Genomic DNA, 14,230 nt, shown 5'->3' with positions numbered 1-14,230 from the left:
ACATGAAGTCACTCAACACTGTTCGTTGCCTTGGCCTGGTTCCCGTGGCCGCCGCGCTGGCGCTTGCCGGTTGCACGGTGGGACCCGACTATCACGGCGCACCGCAAGTTGCCCCTGTAGCGGCGCAAGCCGGCGCCTTCAATCGGGCGCCGCAGGGCACCGTGTCGACGGCGCCAGTGGCCGCCTCATGGTGGCTGGCATTGAACGACCCGCAACTCAACGCGCTGATCGACAGCGCGCTCAAGAACAGCCCTGACCTGCACGCTGCCGAAGCACGCGTACGGCAGGCACGCGCCGGCCTCGCGGGGCAGCAGAGCAACGAACTGCCCAAGAGTTCGGCCGACGTTGCCTATCTGCGTACGCGCTCGCCTGATCTGGGGGCGCTCGAAGGCGGCTCGGGTTCGTCCTCGAGTGGGGGTGCGCCGATTGGCTTTTACCTCGCGGGTTTCGATGCCAGCTGGGAAATCGATATCTTCGGCGGGACTCGACGTGCGATCGAGGCGGCATCGGCGGAGGCGGATGCTTCTCAGGCCGATCTTGCCGATGCCCACGTGCAACTCGCCGCCGAGATCGCCCAGGCGTATGTCAGTTTGCGCGACCAGCAGCAGCGCGTGATCATTGGGCGCGAATCCGCGGATCTGGAAGCCCGTATTCTCACGTTGACCGAACAGCGCCGGTCACGCGGGGTCGCCTCCGATCTCGACGTCGAACGTATCCGCTCGCAGGTCGAGAACACGCGTGCAAGCATCATTCCGCTCGACGCCCAGGTGGCTGAGTCGCTCGACGAACTCGCCGTGCTGACGGGCCGCGAGCCTGGCGCGCTGGATAGCGAACTGGCCGCGCCCAAGGCGCTGCCCATGTTGCCTGCGACGGTGGCGGTGGGCGACCCGGCGCGTCTGCTGCGCCAGCGGCCTGATATCCGCGCAGCCGAGCGACGGCTCGCCTCGCAGAATGCGCAGATCGGCGAACATGTGGCGGACTGGTTTCCGAAGGTCACTCTGTTTGGCGACCTGAGCTTTAGCGCGTCAGATCCGGGCCATCTGTTGCGCAAGAGTAATTACACGTGGCTCGGCGCGCCGTATCTGCAATGGAACATTCTCGATTTTGGCCGCACCCGGGCGAGCGTCGGCCAGGCAAAGGCCGGCCGCGACGAGGCCGAAGCCAAGTATGAAAGCACCGTGCTGGGCGCGCTGAAAGACGCGGACGTGGCGCTGTCACGCTATGGACACGAGCGCGACAACGCCATGAGTCTGCGCGAGGTAGAGAATTCCGCCACACATGCTGCAGTGTTGACGGAACAGCGTTATCGCGCAGGGACGACCACCGCGCTCGACTGGCTCGACACGGAACGTACCCGTTATTCAGCGGAGCAGAACCGCATCCAGAGCGACGCGCAGTTAATCAAGGATTACGTGGCGCTGCAAAAGAGTCTGGGCTTGGGATGGGAGACGCCCGACTAAGGGCGCGTGCCGCGCGGTTCGTGCGCCGGGCGTGAGCCGCCATGCGTTTGCGGCACGGCCGGCAGCAAACGCGGAACTCCGTTAGTCTTCTGGTTCACGCACACTATTTGTCGCATCTCGCGGCGAAGGAGACTTTATGGCAAGCGCGTTACACGATATCCCCCTGAAAGCGATCGACGGTCAGAACAGCAGCCTCGCGCAGTATCGCGGCAAGGTCCTGCTGGTGGTCAACGTGGCGTCCAAATGCGGCCTCACGCCCCAATACAGCGGACTGGAAAGCCTGTACGAAACGAAGCGCGCCGAGGGCCTGGAAGTGCTGGGTTTTCCGGCTAACAACTTCAAAGGACAGGAACCGGGTAGCGACGCTGAGATTGCGTCGTTCTGCTCCACGCAATATGACGTCCAGTTTCCGCTGTTCTCGAAGATTTCCGTACTCGGCGAAGACAAGCATCCGCTGTACGCGTTGCTGACGGAAAAGCAGCCCGTGGCGACCGGTGAAGGCCCGTTCCGCGAGCGCCTGAAAGGCTACGGCGTGAATGCCGAGAATCAGGCCGACGTGCTGTGGAATTTCGAAAAATTTTTGATCAGCCGCGACGGCGAAGTGGTCGGGCGCTTTGCGCCGGACGTCACAGCGGATGATCCGCGTCTGCTCGACGCAATTGATACAGAGTTGGCGAAGCAGTAATGCTTGCGAGGCGGCCAGCGCAGATTCGCTGGCCGCTCACCAGTTTGACGCTCAGTACGCCTTCGCCCACTGAACGCTCGCCCGGTTTTCAGGCGTATTCAAACATCTTCAGGCTACCGCGTAACGCTCGAGCCAGTGCGCATACGGCGCCGGCAGCGTCCACGACGGCCGCTCGATACCGAGCTTGCGCGCAGCGTGGTACGGCCAGTGCGGGTCGGCGAGGTGTGCGCGGCCGACCATCACCAGATCGAGATGGCCGTTGCTGATGGCGCGATCCGCCAGCTCCGGCGTGTCGATGCCCCACGCGGAGGCCACCGGCAGACCGGCTTCCTTCCTGACGCGCTCGGCGATCGGCGCGAGAAATGCCGGCGCCCACGGGATATCCGCGGTCGGCGTCGAGAATCCGACGCTGACGCTCAGCATATCGAGCCCTTCGCGCTTGAGGTTTTTCACCAGTTCGATCGACTCCGCGAGCGTTTCTTCATCGCGGCCGTCGTATTCGATCACGCCGAAACGCGCGGTCAACGGCAGATGTTCCGGCCACACCTTGCGCACCGCGGCCAGCGTTTCCAGCAGGAAGCGGCTGCGATTCTCGAGGCTGCCGCCGTATGCATCGTCGCGTTGATTGGAGTGCGTCGAGAAGAAGCTCTGAGCGAGATAACCGTGCGCGAAGTGCAGTTCCAGCCATTCGAAGCCGGCCTCGCGTGCCCGTTTGGCCGCGGCGACGAAGTCTTCGCGAACCCGCTCGATATCGTCCAGCGTCATGGCCTTGGGAACTTGCGGCAGATGCGCGCCGAACGGGATGGCGGAAGGGGCAATGGTCGCCCAGCCGCGCGGATCGCCCGCGGCGATATGGTCGTCACCTTCCCAGGGCCGGTTGGCGCTGGCTCTGCGGCCCGCGTGGCCGATCTGGATGCCCGGCACCGCGCCGGCAGCCTTGATCGAAGCGACCACCGGCACGAAGGCCGCGGCCTGCTCGTCGTTCCAGAGACCGGTGCAGCCCGGGGTGATGCGCCCTTCAGGCGAGACGCCCGTCGCTTCGACGATGACCAGCCCGGCGCCGCCGCGCGCGAGACCGGCCAGATGCACGTGGTGCCAGTCGTTGATTACGCCGTCGACTGCGTTGTACTGACACATCGGCGGAATCGCGATGCGGTTGCGCAACGTTACGTCTTTCAGCTTGAAGGGTTCAAAAAGTGCGGACATCTATAAGGCTCCATGAACACGTTCGTTCGGTAGTTCGATGAACGTCGAACTATGAAGTATCGCAGAAGCCGTTATCATTTGCAGTATGCGAACCTATAACCACCCTGACCCTGAGGACTTCGCCCTCGAGCGGGTCTTCCATGCATTGAGCGATCCGGTGCGACTCGGCATCGTTCTCCATCTGGCGCGCGTCACGGAGGCGACCTGCGGCGAGCTGGACGGCGGTCGGCCGAAATCAAGCGTGTCCCACCACTTCCGCATCTTGCGCGAGGCCGGCCTCGTACAGACACGCGTCGAGGGCACGGTGCATCAGAACATGTTGCGGCGTGCCGAACTGGACGCCCGCTTTCCGGGCTTGATGGCTGCGGTGGTCAAACAAACGCTCTGAGAGCGTGGACCCAGGGTGGGTCCAACGTGCTGTGTGCGCGTGGAAGCGGGCAGTGCGGGGAGGGTGACGCCAGGTCTAGGCACCTTCCGCGCGGCGGAAGTGCTCGATGGTTTGTCCGGCCGCTACGGCTCGCTGCAGCCATTCGGGCAGGTTGCCGCTGCCGTTCCAGGTGTTGCCCCAGGCATCCCGGTAAGAGACTGCCCGCTGCTTCTCGAGGTCGGCGTCGAGAGACTGGCCGAGCGCCGCGAGCGTGATGCCGAATTCGTCCATGCGATGGCGAATCCAGCGGATCAGACGTTCGCGGGCTTCTCCCTCAAGTTGTTCAATCGTCGTAGACATGTTTCTGTAAACCGAAAAGCAAAATCAGGCGGACGACGCAATCAGTTGGTCCGCTTGGGCTTAGGCGTGATCTTGCCCACGGCCGAATCGAAGAAATCCTGAGCCTCGGCGAGTTCGTCCAACGCCTGTTCAAGCTCGCGAAGGGCGAGGGAATGTTCGATTTGCCGGCTGTGCGGCACGTCTTCACCTCTGACCACACGAAACGCAATATCTACTTGCCTGGTAGCCCGAACGAACCGTTCGGCAGCACTTGCTTCACGTGAGTGCGCATGGGTCGACATGGTGAATCTCCGCTCTTTGAATCACAAAAGATGCTTGATTGCAGGGGTGTCGCATGGCGGCCAATATATGGCAGTCCCAGGCAACTTTCCGATGATGTCGATTACACCACTTTCGTTGACGGCGCGCCAGGAGAAAAACCTGAAATCAGCAGCCGATTGACGTAGCTTGCCAGGAACTGCGTCCGAACGCCAGGGGTGTTGTGAAATAGGGCGGTCTGCGCGTCATGCAATGCTCGGTTATTCTGTTCGTTGGCGGAAAAGTGCGGGAAAAATGCCGGAACGCCTGAGAGGTTACGGCGCTAGTCAGCACCGTATACATCTGATCGATCCGGCCAATCTGCAATGAAAGGATGAGACGACATGGCCGCAGCCGATCGCATCAGGAATGGTCCAGGCGCCGAGGGCATCGAGCGCATGGAGGCGAGTTTTCATGGCCGGCCGTTTGCGCCGCATCGTCACGACACGTATGCAATCGGCGTGACGCAATCTGGCGTTCAGAGCTTCAATTTCAGAGGGCAACGCTGGCATTGTTTGCCGGGACAATGTCACATTCTCCATCCTGACGAGACGCATGACGGCAGTGCGGGCACGGATGAGGGTTTCAGCTACCGGATGGTTTATATCGATCCAGCACTCGTCCAGCAGGCGCTGTGGGGCAAGCCGCTGCCGTTCGTTGCGAATCCGGTGGTGGAGGCGCATCGTCTGGCCGCGTTAGGCATGGCAGATGTGTGGGACATCGACGAGGATATCGACGAACTCGCGCGAGTCGACCTCGTGGCTGCCATCGCCAACCTGCTGGTGAATGCGTCGGGCAGCCTGCAGAAGATGTCGGGTCCGCTGGCGCGCGACCGTCTCGTGCGAGTACGCGACCAATTGACGAGCGCGCCGGCCATCCGCCATACGATGGGCGAACTCGAGCGGTTGGCCGGCCTCGACCGCTGGGCTCTGGCCCGACAGTTTCGCGCGGCCTTTGGAACCAGCCCAGGTCGCTATCGTACGCATCGGCAGCTGGATCTGCTGCGCCGCTCAGTGAAGAGCGGTGCAAGTCTCGCGGACGCCGCGTTCGAAGCGGGATTCTCCGATCAAAGCCATATGTCGCGTCAGTTCAAGCGCGCCTATGGGCTGACGCCCGCGAGATGGGTTGCGGCTCTTGGATAGCGTGTTGGATGACGCGCATCACAAGCCGGACTCGGTTCGTGCCTCGAACGCATGGATCACCGCTGCCATATCGGCCTGCCCGTGCCCGAGCGCCAATGTCTCGCCGAACAGCGCATAGCACACGTCGAGCAATGGCGATGCCACTTTGGCTTCTCTAGCCGCTTCGGCAATCAGTCGATTGTTCTTTAGCACGTCTGCGATGGAGGCCTGGACATCGAAGTCGCGCGTCACGAGCTTGAGGATTTTGACGCGTGAGATGCCGCTTGCCATCTGACCGGCATCCACCACAGCGCGGAACTGCTGCATGTCGAGTCCATGTCGCTCGGCAAAATGAGCCGCCTCCGCGAGACCGGTGACCGTGGTTATCAGGAACACGTTGACCGCGAGTTTCATCAGGAGTCCGTTTGGAACCGGGCCGCACACCATGATTTGATGACACATGGGCTGCAGCAACGGACGCACGCTTTCGACCGCTGCGCTCTCACCCGCGAGCAGTGCGACCAGTTGCCCCGCCTCCGCAGGTTTGCGCGAGCCGGAGACGGGCGCCTCCACGTAGCTGCCGCCGGCGGCGCGAATCTCGGCTTCGAGTCCTCGCGAGTATTCGGGCGCGGTCGTCCCCATGTGGACGATCGTGTGCTGGACGACGTTCGCGTGAAACTGCGGCGTGCCGCGGCCCAGCACGGTGTCGATGGCGGCGCCGTCGGCCAGCATCAGGATGACGACGCGCGCTTGCCGGAAAACATGCTCAGGATCCTCTGCGACGCTGGCTCCGGCTGCGCGCAAAGGCTCGCATCGTTCGCCGGAGCGGTTCCACACGATGAGTTGCGTGCCTGCGCGTGCCAGGTTGAGCGCCATGGGCTGTCCCATGACGCCCAGGCCGATGAAGCCGATGTCCATATATGCCTCCATTCCGTGCTGTGGCCGCGTGTGGCGGCGCGGTCGATGTCATGCCATCAGTACGCGGTGTATCGCATTACTGATGGCACCACTCAGGATGGTAGGTTCGATTGGCGGGCCTCGTCTTGAACGATTGTGCGGATGACGCATCGCCGAAAAATTCGCGGCGCTACGTGATGACGCTGAGCAACCGTTAGCTTCCCGTTGCCGTTTGCGAGGCAGAAACGATCGTAATGGAGAAACCGTCCCAGCCTTTCGCACCAACAGTCTGTATAGCGGTGCTGTCCGCCTCCGGTGTAGTAGCGAGCATCTGGAAGAACGAGCGGATGCCGATGATGTCCGGCTCGCGATTGTTCGGATCTCCGAGACGGCCGCTGCGGACCACGTTGTCCGCCACGATGACGGTGCCCGGCCGGGACAACTGCAACGTAAGGCGCAGGTAGTCGGGATAGCTGCTCTTGTCCGCATCGATAAAGATGAAGTCGAACGGCGGCGTCCCGCTGCGGATCAGTTCTTCGAGACTCTCGGCTGCCAGTCCTGTCAGCACAGAGACCTTGCCGGAGAGACCCGCGGCCGCGAGATTGCCTCTTGCGACATCGGCGTAATCAGGATTGGCCTCCAGTGAAACCAGCGAACCGTCTTCGGGAAGCGCTCGCGCGAGCCAGATGGCACTGTATCCGCCGAGCGTGCCGATCTCGAGAATCCTGCGCGCCCCGTTTATCTTCGCCAGCAAGTGGAGAAACTTGCCCTGATTCGGCGCGACGTTGATAGCGCGCAACCTGGCCTTCGCGCTGGCTTCAAGCGCGGCATCGAGGGCTGGGTCGGGTTTAACGAGCGCGCGAGAAAAATATTCGTCTACTGCGTTCCATAGTTCGGTCGCCATTGCGTTCTCCATGCGTGAACATATTGAGCATTACGGCTGCCAGATGCTTGTCAGTTTAAGGGGTTTTCGCGTCCCTGGTACTGAGCCGGACGCCCTCACGTCACCAATGCGGCGCCGCATCTCTAAGGCGGTTTTCTCGATGTTGCCGCATGATCAGCAGCATCACGAAGATGACAAAGGAGCTGAATATCACAATGATCGTCGTGATGGATACGTGAAACCAGACCAATACGGTGTACAGACACAACGTCACCAGGATGGACAGGTTCTCGTTGAAATTCTGGACGGCGATCGAGTGACCCGCGGAAAGCAGGACATGCCCGCGGTGCTGGAGCACCGCATTCATCGGGACTACGAAGAACCCGGACAATCCGCCAATGAAAGCCAGAAACACGCATGCAATGGCAATGTAGGCGGGTACATGGTAAGCGCCTATGCGCAAGACCCACGTGGCTGGAACCAGATCGCGCGAGAAGAGCGCCATCAGCAGGATCGACCCGCCAATGGCCAGACCCACAGGCAGCGTATTCAACGCCTTGCGAAGCGGGATTTTTGCGGCTGCGGCGACTGCGCCAACCGCCACGCCGATGGCCACGAAGGCCTGCAAGATCGACGCTTGCGACAGCGACAACCCGAGGGAATGTTGCGCCCATTGCAGCACGATGAATTGCAGCGTCTGGGCTGCGCCCCAAAGAAGCGTCGTGACGGCAAGAGAAATCTGTCCAATGCGATCCGTCCACAACACCGTGAAGCAGTTAGAAAAATCCTGCACGAGGCGAATGGGCCCGTGTTGCTGCGGAGGATAGCGAACGCCCGTATCGGGAATGCGCAGATTGAAGGCGGCGGCAACCGCGTAGATCGCGGTAATGATCAGAATGGCCTCTCTCGGGGCATGGCCGGTGAACGGCATCGGATGTTGCACCATGTGCTGCATGAGGTGCGGACTGATCAGAATGCCACCGCATACCGTGCCGAGGACGATCGACAGCACGGTGGTGCCTTCCATCCAGCCGTTGGCGGCGACCAGTCGGTCCGGTGGCAATAGCTCGGTGAGAATGCCGTATTTCGCGGGGGAATACGCAGCCGCACCCAGTCCGACGATACCGTATGAAACCAGCGGGGGAACGCCCGCCAGCATGGCAATGCAACCCACCACCTTGACGAGGTTGGTGCCGAACATGACGCGTCCCTTGGGGAAGGCATCGGCAAAGGCGCCCACGAAAGCCGCTAACGCCACATAGGACAGCACGAAGAACAGCTTGAGAACCGGCGTCATCCAGGGTGGCGCATGTTGTTCGGTGAGCAGGGCAATCGCTGCGATGAGCAGTGCGTTGTCGGCAAGCGAAGAAAAGAACTGCGCGGCGATGATCGTGTAGAAGCCCCGTTTCATGCGCGTCCGGCGTCAGGCAAGGCTGGCGTGCAGAATGAGTGAGTCGCATCGGATGGGGCACGTTTCATGGCCGCTATTTCTCTCTTTGTTCCCGCCTGCTGTCGTCGCCGACGCGGTAAAGGCGAGCCACGGCTACGATGGCCGGGACCGCTGACGCAATGTCTTACCAGTAGGGGATGTCGACGCCCGGCTGTAAAACCTGTACCCACAACGTCGCAAGAAGCACTGCAACAAAAATCCGGGCATCGCGCATAAGAGCACTCCCGTCGGACATCACTGCCGTTGGGCATGATACCGCATGCAATCCCGATGCCTGCGTAGCGCAAGTTCTGCCAGCGGCAGATGGAAAGCGTTGTCGTTCGATGCGATGAGCAAATTGACTGTGCTCATTGGTGTGACAAATGACGGTGTTCATCGCGTTCCGCGAATGCCTTCCTGGCGATTAAAGGCTGAAAATTGGCGCATCCAGTCGCTGCCGCAACACGTAAACAATGAAGTAGCGCCTAGAAGCGCCTCAAGCGATGCTTGCAGCGGCGTTCAATGCGCGTACGCTATATACAGCATGATGGGACAGACCTCATGATTACCAACACGATTATTCAACCGAAGGTTGTGATTGTGGCGAGCCTGCTGATCGGCGCGCTTGCGATAGCGGCGTTCGCGCTACGCCCGGACACGGGCCAGCAAGCGGCGGAGCAAAACGGCTTCGGGCATCGCGATGCCGTGTCTGACGACGCGCCGGAACCTCCGCGCCCAACTGCACTGGCGGCCGGGAAAGTCGCCACGCAGAATCAGACGGACCCGGATATTGCTCAGGTTGTCGAAGCATTTCACGCAAGTTTACGACGCAACGACCTTGCTTCCGCGAAAGTCTTGCTAGGTGCCGAACAGGCGCTTTACAAGAATGATCCGCGAATCATGGCACTTGAGGCGGAACTCGAGGCGCGGGAAGAACTTGCTGCCAAGGTTCACGCTGCCGAACCAGCCGTGACGTCGCCGGCGCGTTCGAGCCCGCCTGCACCGCGTTTTGCGGAGCGATCCGGGCATTCTCGCAGCGCCTCATCGCTGAACCGCGAGCACACGAATAGTCGCTCCTACTACGAGGAAAGCAGACGTACGCGGCAGGCTGAAGCGGTGGCGAATTCGCCCGCGACGCGCGAGACGCCGAGCCCAGTCCTGGTGGACCCCGGGAAGGACACCGACGCGCTACGGGCGGCCCCATCTATGGCCGACACCGCTGCGTCTTCGCAGTCGACGGGTGTACCGCCGCCGCTCACACAAACGGTGCAGAGTGTGCAGACGGACCCAGCGCCGGCACCGGCACCGGTGGCGAGCACACCTAATCAAGGGCCGAAAACCCGCGACGAGGTGCGCATGGAAGTCGAGCGCGCCCGCACGGACGGCGCTCTGCCGCGTTTCGGCAATCCCGATCCGGCGGGGCCGGGGGGCGCGCCGAGCCGCGTCAGTCATCCGGTGGTACTTGGCTGGTAGCGGGTTGCGCAAGCTCGGGGCGGGCCGCGAACACATCTGGCGTTTTACGCCGACAGTCCAACATCAGGTGTTGAGCGTATCGGTGTCCGCGTAACCTACTCGCACGGGCGGGACGAACCATGCGAGTCCGAGCCCGATCAGGGCTGCCGTGGCCGCCACCGTAAGACCCACGTGAATGGATTCCACCAGCGCACCGCGCGCTGAATTCATCATCGCGTCGCCCGCGTGGCCTGCGGTAACGAGCCGACTGATCAACGCGGCCTGTTCCGAACGGTCCACCAGGAGTTCCGGACTCGCGAACGACTTGAACCATTGTGTGGCCTGGTAAGAGTCCAGTGATCGATGTACGCCCATTGTGTACAGGTGACCTAACAATGCGCCGGTCATCACCGTGCCGAGCATGCCGCCGAAGGTACGAAGCGATTGCAGCAATGCCGTGGCTGCGCCGATATGGTCGCGCGAAACAATCTGCTGCGAGCAGATCGTGAGGCTGGTTCCCACCAGGCCGAGCCCGAGACCGCTGATTCCCATGCATGACATCCAGACGAGATGCGGTTCGTTGCCTCTCAGCGCGACCACGCTCAGCGACGCCAGCGCAGACAGCGCGAAACCGATGTACATGATGCCGTTGGCACGGCGAACGCGCGTGACGATCCGGTTGTTCAGCACACTGCCGAGCGACGTGCCGAGCAGGAGCGGCGTGATCAGCATGCCGGAAGCGTGCGGCGACATCGCGAATCCGCCCTGGAACAGCAGCGGTACATAGAACACCAGCGAAAACAGCGCAAAACCGCCCAGTACCGACATCGCAAAGAGCGCAGCGAGCTTGCGGTCGAGCAGCATGTCGACCGGAACGATGGGGTAGGTCATCCGCTTTTCCCAGAGCCAGAGCGTCAAGGCACACGCTGCCGTGATGGAGCCGAGCACCAGGGTCGCGGTGCTGATGCCGTCTCTCGGCAACAACTCGATCAGCAGTTGCAGGGCCCCGAAAGTCACGGCGAGCACCACCGCACCGAGCCAGTCGAGGCGCACCGGCATGGACGATCTGGTGCGCCGCAGATGCGGCAGGAACCGGTAGACGAATAGCAGGGACACGAGTCCGACCGGCACGTTGACGAAGAACACGAGGCGCCAGTCGCCGTACTGGGTCAGCAGGCCGCCGAGCGTCGGTCCGACAATATTGGCAAAGCCGAACGCCGACGTGACGAATACCAGCCAGCGCAGCCGGAGTTTGGGATCGGGAAACAGATCGGCGACGGTTGCGAACATGGTGCCGATCAGGATGCCGCCGCCGATCCCTTGCAGACCGCGTGCGAGAACAAGGAACAGCATGTTGGTGGCGACGCCGCACAACACGGAAGCTACGGTAAAAACGATGATGGCGGCGAGCAGAAATGGCTTGCGGCCGAACAGATCGCCTAAGCGCCCAAAAATGGGAATCGTCACAACCGAGGCCAGCATGTACGACGTGGCGACCCATGCGTACAGATCGAAGCCCTTGAGCTCCGCGACGATCCGCGGCAAGGCCGTGCCGACGATGGTCTGGTCGAGCGTGACCAGCATGGCGACGAACGCGACGCCCACCATCGCCAGCAACGATTCACGAAAGGGCAGCAGTTGCCGGCCGGGGTCATGCGCAGCGGTGCTCGGTGTCATAAAGAGCTCGATAAACGGTTGAGCGCCGCGAGCGGAAGGCGGGCGCCATATGTACCGCTAATGAAGAATGGTAGGCCACCGGGCGGCATTTCGAGTGGCTTGATCGCTTACGCATTGGCGCTTCGACCGACAGCAGCAATTCTTCGTATGAAAACAGCAGGCCGAGATCACCCTGTTCGTAGGCGCGAACACGAGCGCCATTCCGTTTATTCCAAGGGGTTCGAGATTTTTCGCTTGAGCCGAATTTCAGCGTGTGCGCGCGTGAATTTTCAATTCTCCGGGAATAAAACCAGGGCATCTCGGGTTCTCCCATACGTAGGCTGACTCAATTTCACAGGAGTTCATCATGAAGAAGATCGTATTCGCCGTAGTGTCCGTCGCTGTCTTTGCCTCATCGAGCGCTTTTGCTGAAGGCAAGACACGTGCGCAGGTGTATCAGGAACTGATCGAGGCTCAGCAAAACGGTCTCGAGTACGTGACGGACTCTTCGTATCCGGCAGTCAATTCCATCTACGCGCAACAGGCGGCTCGTCTGCAACAACAGACTGCGGCTTCCTCGGCAAATGCCAGCAAGATCGTCGGCGGCGATGCGTTAAATAGTAATCCGAATTAAATGGCAGGGGCACCTGACACTCCCTGAAAATGTTTTGTAGAGCGCTGGAATAACCATCGAAGTCTTGCTGTTCGCCTTGATGAATGCGTCACCCAATCACCATTAGTCAGGAGCTGGAAATGAACAAGCTTGCCACTATCACCCTGTCGGTTGCCATGCTCGCATCGACGAGCGTCTTTTCCAATGCTTTCGCCCAGCAAGCGACCCGCGCCGAAGTCCGGCAGGAACTGATTCAGGCTGAGAACAACGGTTCGAGTTTCGTGACCGATACGTCGTATCCCGAAGTGAATCCGATCTTCGCCCATCAGGTTGCCCAACTCAAACAGCAAAACGCCAGCGGCGTCGGCTCGGGGATGTCTGGCTCCAGCGCAAGCGGCCAACGTGCCCCGATGAATCGCAAATCCTCCGGCTCGGCCTGTGTGGGACCGGTCGACTTTTGCACCGCGTACTTTGGCGGCTAAGGCGTTCGGCTGCTTATCCGATATACGTCAACGGTCTGGTTTTAGTTTCGAAGAATCAAGGAGATTTATTTCATGAAAACGCTCATCTGTCTTAGCCTCGCGGTCAGTGCCCTCGCTAGCCCGGCACTTAGCTTTGCCCAATCCACCAGCGCGCCCATCACGCGTGCCCAGGTAACTGCGGAACTCGCGCGCCTCGAACAGGCCGGCTATAGCCCGTCGGCCGCCGGCGATGCGAACTATCCTGCCGACATTCAGGCAGCCGAAGCAAAAGTCGCCGCTCAGGATAGTGAACGCGTCGCAGGCAATGCTGCGGCTGGAACTGCCGATGCGAGCGATGTAGGCGCGGAGCCTTCGGGCACGAGTGAGAGCGGCACGCGTGGTTCGGTCAAAGGCACGTCACGTAGCGCGGCCTGCACGGGTCCGATCAGCTTTTGTTCGTTGTACTTCGGTAGCTAGGTCGAGCGGATTGTCGGGTTTGCCGCACTTGCGTGTTTTCTTCGTCGAGCTTCTCATTTCAGATGTAAGGTTCGTTCTGAAGCCAACCGCGGAGGTGCTCCATATGAAACCGATGCTCGGATTGCTTGCACTGTTTGTCGTGGCGATTCTCGTCACGGTGTTTGCGGGCTCCTATAGCGAGAGCGTCGTGCGTGCCGGTGGCTACGTGGCGACACTTTCGTTAGGTGGCATGGTGGCGCTGCTGATCCAAAGCTGGAAACACCGGCGACCAGGCACGCGCCCGCCGCGCTAGCGCGAAGCGCAGTGACCTTACGGTCCGTCTGGGCCAATTTCAAACAGGCATGATGTGCCTCCCCAAGGGCGGCACCTGCATGCCATCCTCAGCGTTGCCTGGCAAAGGCACACGTAAGACGTACCGGGTGGATGTCGTTTTTGCCCGGTAGCGTGATCGATCGGCGCTTCGTCATGCGCCATCCCGTCTTGTTCAATGGCTCGTCTTCGGACGCGCCGCCGCGCGGCAAATGCGTTGCCGCGCCGGTCAATCTCTGTATCCATCGACCTGGCCCGTATTTTGCGGGGTAGTGGGCATCCGCCACACGCTGGCGCGTCATTCAAGGAGGTCGCATGAACCAGGATCAGTTCAAGGGCGTGGCCTTAAAGGCCAAAGGCAAGCTGAATGAAGCAGTCGGCAAGGCAACCGGCAACAGATCGCAGGAACTCAAAGGCGATTTGCAGCAGGCTGCAGGCGGAATTCGTCAGTCATTCGGCAAGGCGAAAGCGCGCATCAAGAAATCGCTCGGCTGATGCGACGCCCGGGGCTCGGGCGTCGGATCGGGCAACCGTTGTATCGACTGATCGTTTTAACT

At 61.2% G+C, this 14,230-nt stretch carries 18 protein-coding genes; 10 read left to right on the top strand and 8 right to left on the bottom strand.

The window, feature by feature from the left end:
- The first annotated feature begins 2 nt into the window (after positions 1-2).
- Positions 3-1,460, top strand: coding sequence for an efflux transporter outer membrane subunit (locus P3T43_RS28990; protein ID WP_429284437.1), 1,458 nt, complete (start codon positions 3-5; stop codon positions 1,458-1,460).
- Positions 1,461-1,596: 136 nt separating this feature from the next.
- Positions 1,597-2,145, top strand: a complete 549-nt coding sequence (locus P3T43_RS28985) for a glutathione peroxidase (RefSeq protein ID WP_429284436.1) — start codon at positions 1,597-1,599, stop codon at positions 2,143-2,145.
- 108 nt (positions 2,146-2,253) lie between these two features.
- Here P3T43_RS28985 and P3T43_RS28980 read toward each other — a convergent pair whose 3' ends face one another.
- A complete protein-coding gene (locus P3T43_RS28980) occupies positions 2,254-3,351 on the bottom strand; it encodes an NADH:flavin oxidoreductase/NADH oxidase (protein ID WP_429284435.1) in 1,098 nt (365 codons plus the stop codon).
- Between the two features lie 85 nt (positions 3,352-3,436).
- Here P3T43_RS28980 and P3T43_RS28975 point away from each other — a divergent pair, with 85 nt between their 5' ends.
- Positions 3,437-3,739: an ArsR/SmtB family transcription factor gene (locus tag P3T43_RS28975; RefSeq protein WP_429284434.1), complete on the top strand. Its 303-nt coding sequence runs from the start codon at positions 3,437-3,439 to the stop codon at positions 3,737-3,739.
- A 75-nt stretch (positions 3,740-3,814) separates the two neighbouring features.
- Here P3T43_RS28975 and P3T43_RS28970 read toward each other — a convergent pair whose 3' ends face one another.
- Both P3T43_RS28970 and P3T43_RS28965 read right to left on the bottom strand, forming a co-directional pair.
- Positions 3,815-4,078 carry an H-NS family nucleoid-associated regulatory protein gene (locus P3T43_RS28970; RefSeq protein WP_429284433.1) on the bottom strand — a complete coding sequence of 88 codons (264 nt, stop codon included), beginning with the start codon at positions 4,076-4,078 and terminating at the stop codon, positions 3,815-3,817.
- 41 nt (positions 4,079-4,119) lie between these two features.
- Entirely contained in the window at positions 4,120-4,359 is a 240-nt protein-coding gene (locus P3T43_RS28965) for a hypothetical protein (RefSeq protein WP_429284432.1), read from the bottom strand.
- A 360-nt stretch (positions 4,360-4,719) separates the two neighbouring features.
- Between P3T43_RS28965 and P3T43_RS28960 the strand changes: the two genes are divergently transcribed.
- Positions 4,720-5,517, top strand: a complete 798-nt coding sequence (locus P3T43_RS28960; protein WP_429284431.1) for an AraC family transcriptional regulator — start codon at positions 4,720-4,722, stop codon at positions 5,515-5,517.
- An 18-nt stretch (positions 5,518-5,535) separates the two neighbouring features.
- Here the strand turns inward: P3T43_RS28960 and P3T43_RS28955 are convergent, their stop codons facing one another.
- The 3 genes from P3T43_RS28955 to lplT form a co-directional block, all read right to left on the bottom strand.
- Positions 5,536-6,426: an NAD(P)-dependent oxidoreductase gene (locus P3T43_RS28955; RefSeq protein WP_429284430.1), complete on the bottom strand. Its 891-nt coding sequence runs from the start codon at positions 6,424-6,426 to the stop codon at positions 5,536-5,538.
- A gap of 181 nt (positions 6,427-6,607) precedes the next feature.
- Complete coding sequence (locus tag P3T43_RS28950; RefSeq protein ID WP_429284429.1) at positions 6,608-7,297, bottom strand: O-methyltransferase; 690 nt, start codon at positions 7,295-7,297, stop codon at positions 6,608-6,610.
- Positions 7,298-7,397: 100 nt separating this feature from the next.
- Positions 7,398-8,687: a lysophospholipid transporter LplT gene (gene lplT, locus P3T43_RS28945; protein WP_429284428.1), complete on the bottom strand. Its 1,290-nt coding sequence runs from the start codon at positions 8,685-8,687 to the stop codon at positions 7,398-7,400.
- Between the two features lie 579 nt (positions 8,688-9,266).
- Here lplT and P3T43_RS28940 point away from each other — a divergent pair.
- Positions 9,267-10,178, top strand: coding sequence for a hypothetical protein (locus P3T43_RS28940; RefSeq protein ID WP_429284427.1), 912 nt, complete (start codon positions 9,267-9,269; stop codon positions 10,176-10,178).
- Between the two features lie 63 nt (positions 10,179-10,241).
- Here P3T43_RS28940 and P3T43_RS28935 read toward each other — a convergent pair whose 3' ends face one another.
- Together P3T43_RS28935 and P3T43_RS28930 are read right to left on the bottom strand one after the other, a co-directional pair.
- A complete protein-coding gene (locus P3T43_RS28935; protein WP_429284426.1) occupies positions 10,242-11,834 on the bottom strand; it encodes an MFS transporter in 1,593 nt (530 codons plus the stop codon).
- A complete protein-coding gene (locus tag P3T43_RS28930) occupies positions 11,809-12,147 on the bottom strand; it encodes a hypothetical protein (RefSeq protein ID WP_429284425.1) in 339 nt (112 codons plus the stop codon). Before P3T43_RS28930 ends, P3T43_RS28935 begins: the two co-directional genes overlap by 26 nt.
- A 33-nt stretch (positions 12,148-12,180) precedes the next feature.
- On the opposite strand from P3T43_RS28930, the gene P3T43_RS28925 reads away from it, so the two are divergent.
- The 5 genes from P3T43_RS28925 (at position 12,181) to P3T43_RS28905 (ending at position 14,168) form a co-directional block, all read left to right on the top strand.
- Entirely contained in the window at positions 12,181-12,447 is a 267-nt protein-coding gene (locus P3T43_RS28925) for a DUF4148 domain-containing protein (RefSeq protein WP_429284424.1), read from the top strand.
- Between the two features lie 119 nt (positions 12,448-12,566).
- On the top strand, positions 12,567-12,908 hold the full coding sequence (locus P3T43_RS28920) for a DUF4148 domain-containing protein (protein WP_429284423.1): 342 nt from the start codon (positions 12,567-12,569) through the stop codon (positions 12,906-12,908).
- 72 nt (positions 12,909-12,980) lie between these two features.
- Positions 12,981-13,364: a DUF4148 domain-containing protein gene (locus tag P3T43_RS28915; protein ID WP_429284422.1), complete on the top strand. Its 384-nt coding sequence runs from the start codon at positions 12,981-12,983 to the stop codon at positions 13,362-13,364.
- Positions 13,365-13,467: 103 nt separating this feature from the next.
- Positions 13,468-13,656, top strand: coding sequence for a hypothetical protein (locus tag P3T43_RS28910; RefSeq protein ID WP_429284421.1), 189 nt, complete (start codon positions 13,468-13,470; stop codon positions 13,654-13,656).
- 332 nt (positions 13,657-13,988) lie between these two features.
- Positions 13,989-14,168 (top strand): CsbD family protein, encoded by a 180-nt coding sequence (locus P3T43_RS28905; RefSeq protein ID WP_429284420.1) that lies wholly within the window; start codon positions 13,989-13,991, stop codon positions 14,166-14,168.
- The last annotated feature ends 62 nt before the right edge of the window (positions 14,169-14,230 follow it).

It is taken from the genome of Paraburkholderia sp. GAS41 (genome assembly GCF_050436545.1).
GTDB lineage: Bacteria > Pseudomonadota > Gammaproteobacteria > Burkholderiales > Burkholderiaceae > Paraburkholderia.
Note: the sequence above shows the minus strand (reverse complement) of the source record. Positions and strands in the feature narration are given on the sequence as shown.

What these genes read in the sequence shown, in the direction of transcription:
- P3T43_RS28990 (WP_429284437.1), top strand. Translation starts at nt 3, where the DNA reads ATGAAGTCACTCAACACTGTTCGTTGCCTTGGCCTGGTTCCCGTGGCC.
- P3T43_RS28985 (WP_429284436.1), top strand. Translation starts at nt 1,597, where the DNA reads ATGGCAAGCGCGTTACACGATATCCCCCTGAAAGCGATCGACGGTCAG.
- P3T43_RS28980 (WP_429284435.1), bottom strand. Translation starts at nt 3,351, where the DNA reads ATGTCCGCACTTTTTGAACCCTTCAAGCTGAAAGACGTAACGTTGCGC.
- P3T43_RS28975 (WP_429284434.1), top strand. Translation starts at nt 3,437, where the DNA reads ATGCGAACCTATAACCACCCTGACCCTGAGGACTTCGCCCTCGAGCGG.
- P3T43_RS28970 (WP_429284433.1), bottom strand. Translation starts at nt 4,078, where the DNA reads ATGTCTACGACGATTGAACAACTTGAGGGAGAAGCCCGCGAACGTCTG.
- P3T43_RS28965 (WP_429284432.1), bottom strand. Translation starts at nt 4,359, where the DNA reads ATGTCGACCCATGCGCACTCACGTGAAGCAAGTGCTGCCGAACGGTTC.
- P3T43_RS28960 (WP_429284431.1), top strand. Translation starts at nt 4,720, where the DNA reads ATGGCCGCAGCCGATCGCATCAGGAATGGTCCAGGCGCCGAGGGCATC.
- P3T43_RS28955 (WP_429284430.1), bottom strand. Translation starts at nt 6,426, where the DNA reads ATGGAGGCATATATGGACATCGGCTTCATCGGCCTGGGCGTCATGGGA.
- P3T43_RS28950 (WP_429284429.1), bottom strand. Translation starts at nt 7,297, where the DNA reads ATGGCGACCGAACTATGGAACGCAGTAGACGAATATTTTTCTCGCGCG.
- lplT (WP_429284428.1), bottom strand. Translation starts at nt 8,687, where the DNA reads ATGAAACGGGGCTTCTACACGATCATCGCCGCGCAGTTCTTTTCTTCG.
- P3T43_RS28940 (WP_429284427.1), top strand. Translation starts at nt 9,267, where the DNA reads ATGATTACCAACACGATTATTCAACCGAAGGTTGTGATTGTGGCGAGC.
- P3T43_RS28935 (WP_429284426.1), bottom strand. Translation starts at nt 11,834, where the DNA reads ATGACACCGAGCACCGCTGCGCATGACCCCGGCCGGCAACTGCTGCCC.
- P3T43_RS28930 (WP_429284425.1), bottom strand. Translation starts at nt 12,147, where the DNA reads ATGGGAGAACCCGAGATGCCCTGGTTTTATTCCCGGAGAATTGAAAAT.
- P3T43_RS28925 (WP_429284424.1), top strand. Translation starts at nt 12,181, where the DNA reads ATGAAGAAGATCGTATTCGCCGTAGTGTCCGTCGCTGTCTTTGCCTCA.
- P3T43_RS28920 (WP_429284423.1), top strand. Translation starts at nt 12,567, where the DNA reads ATGAACAAGCTTGCCACTATCACCCTGTCGGTTGCCATGCTCGCATCG.
- P3T43_RS28915 (WP_429284422.1), top strand. Translation starts at nt 12,981, where the DNA reads ATGAAAACGCTCATCTGTCTTAGCCTCGCGGTCAGTGCCCTCGCTAGC.
- P3T43_RS28910 (WP_429284421.1), top strand. Translation starts at nt 13,468, where the DNA reads ATGAAACCGATGCTCGGATTGCTTGCACTGTTTGTCGTGGCGATTCTC.
- P3T43_RS28905 (WP_429284420.1), top strand. Translation starts at nt 13,989, where the DNA reads ATGAACCAGGATCAGTTCAAGGGCGTGGCCTTAAAGGCCAAAGGCAAG.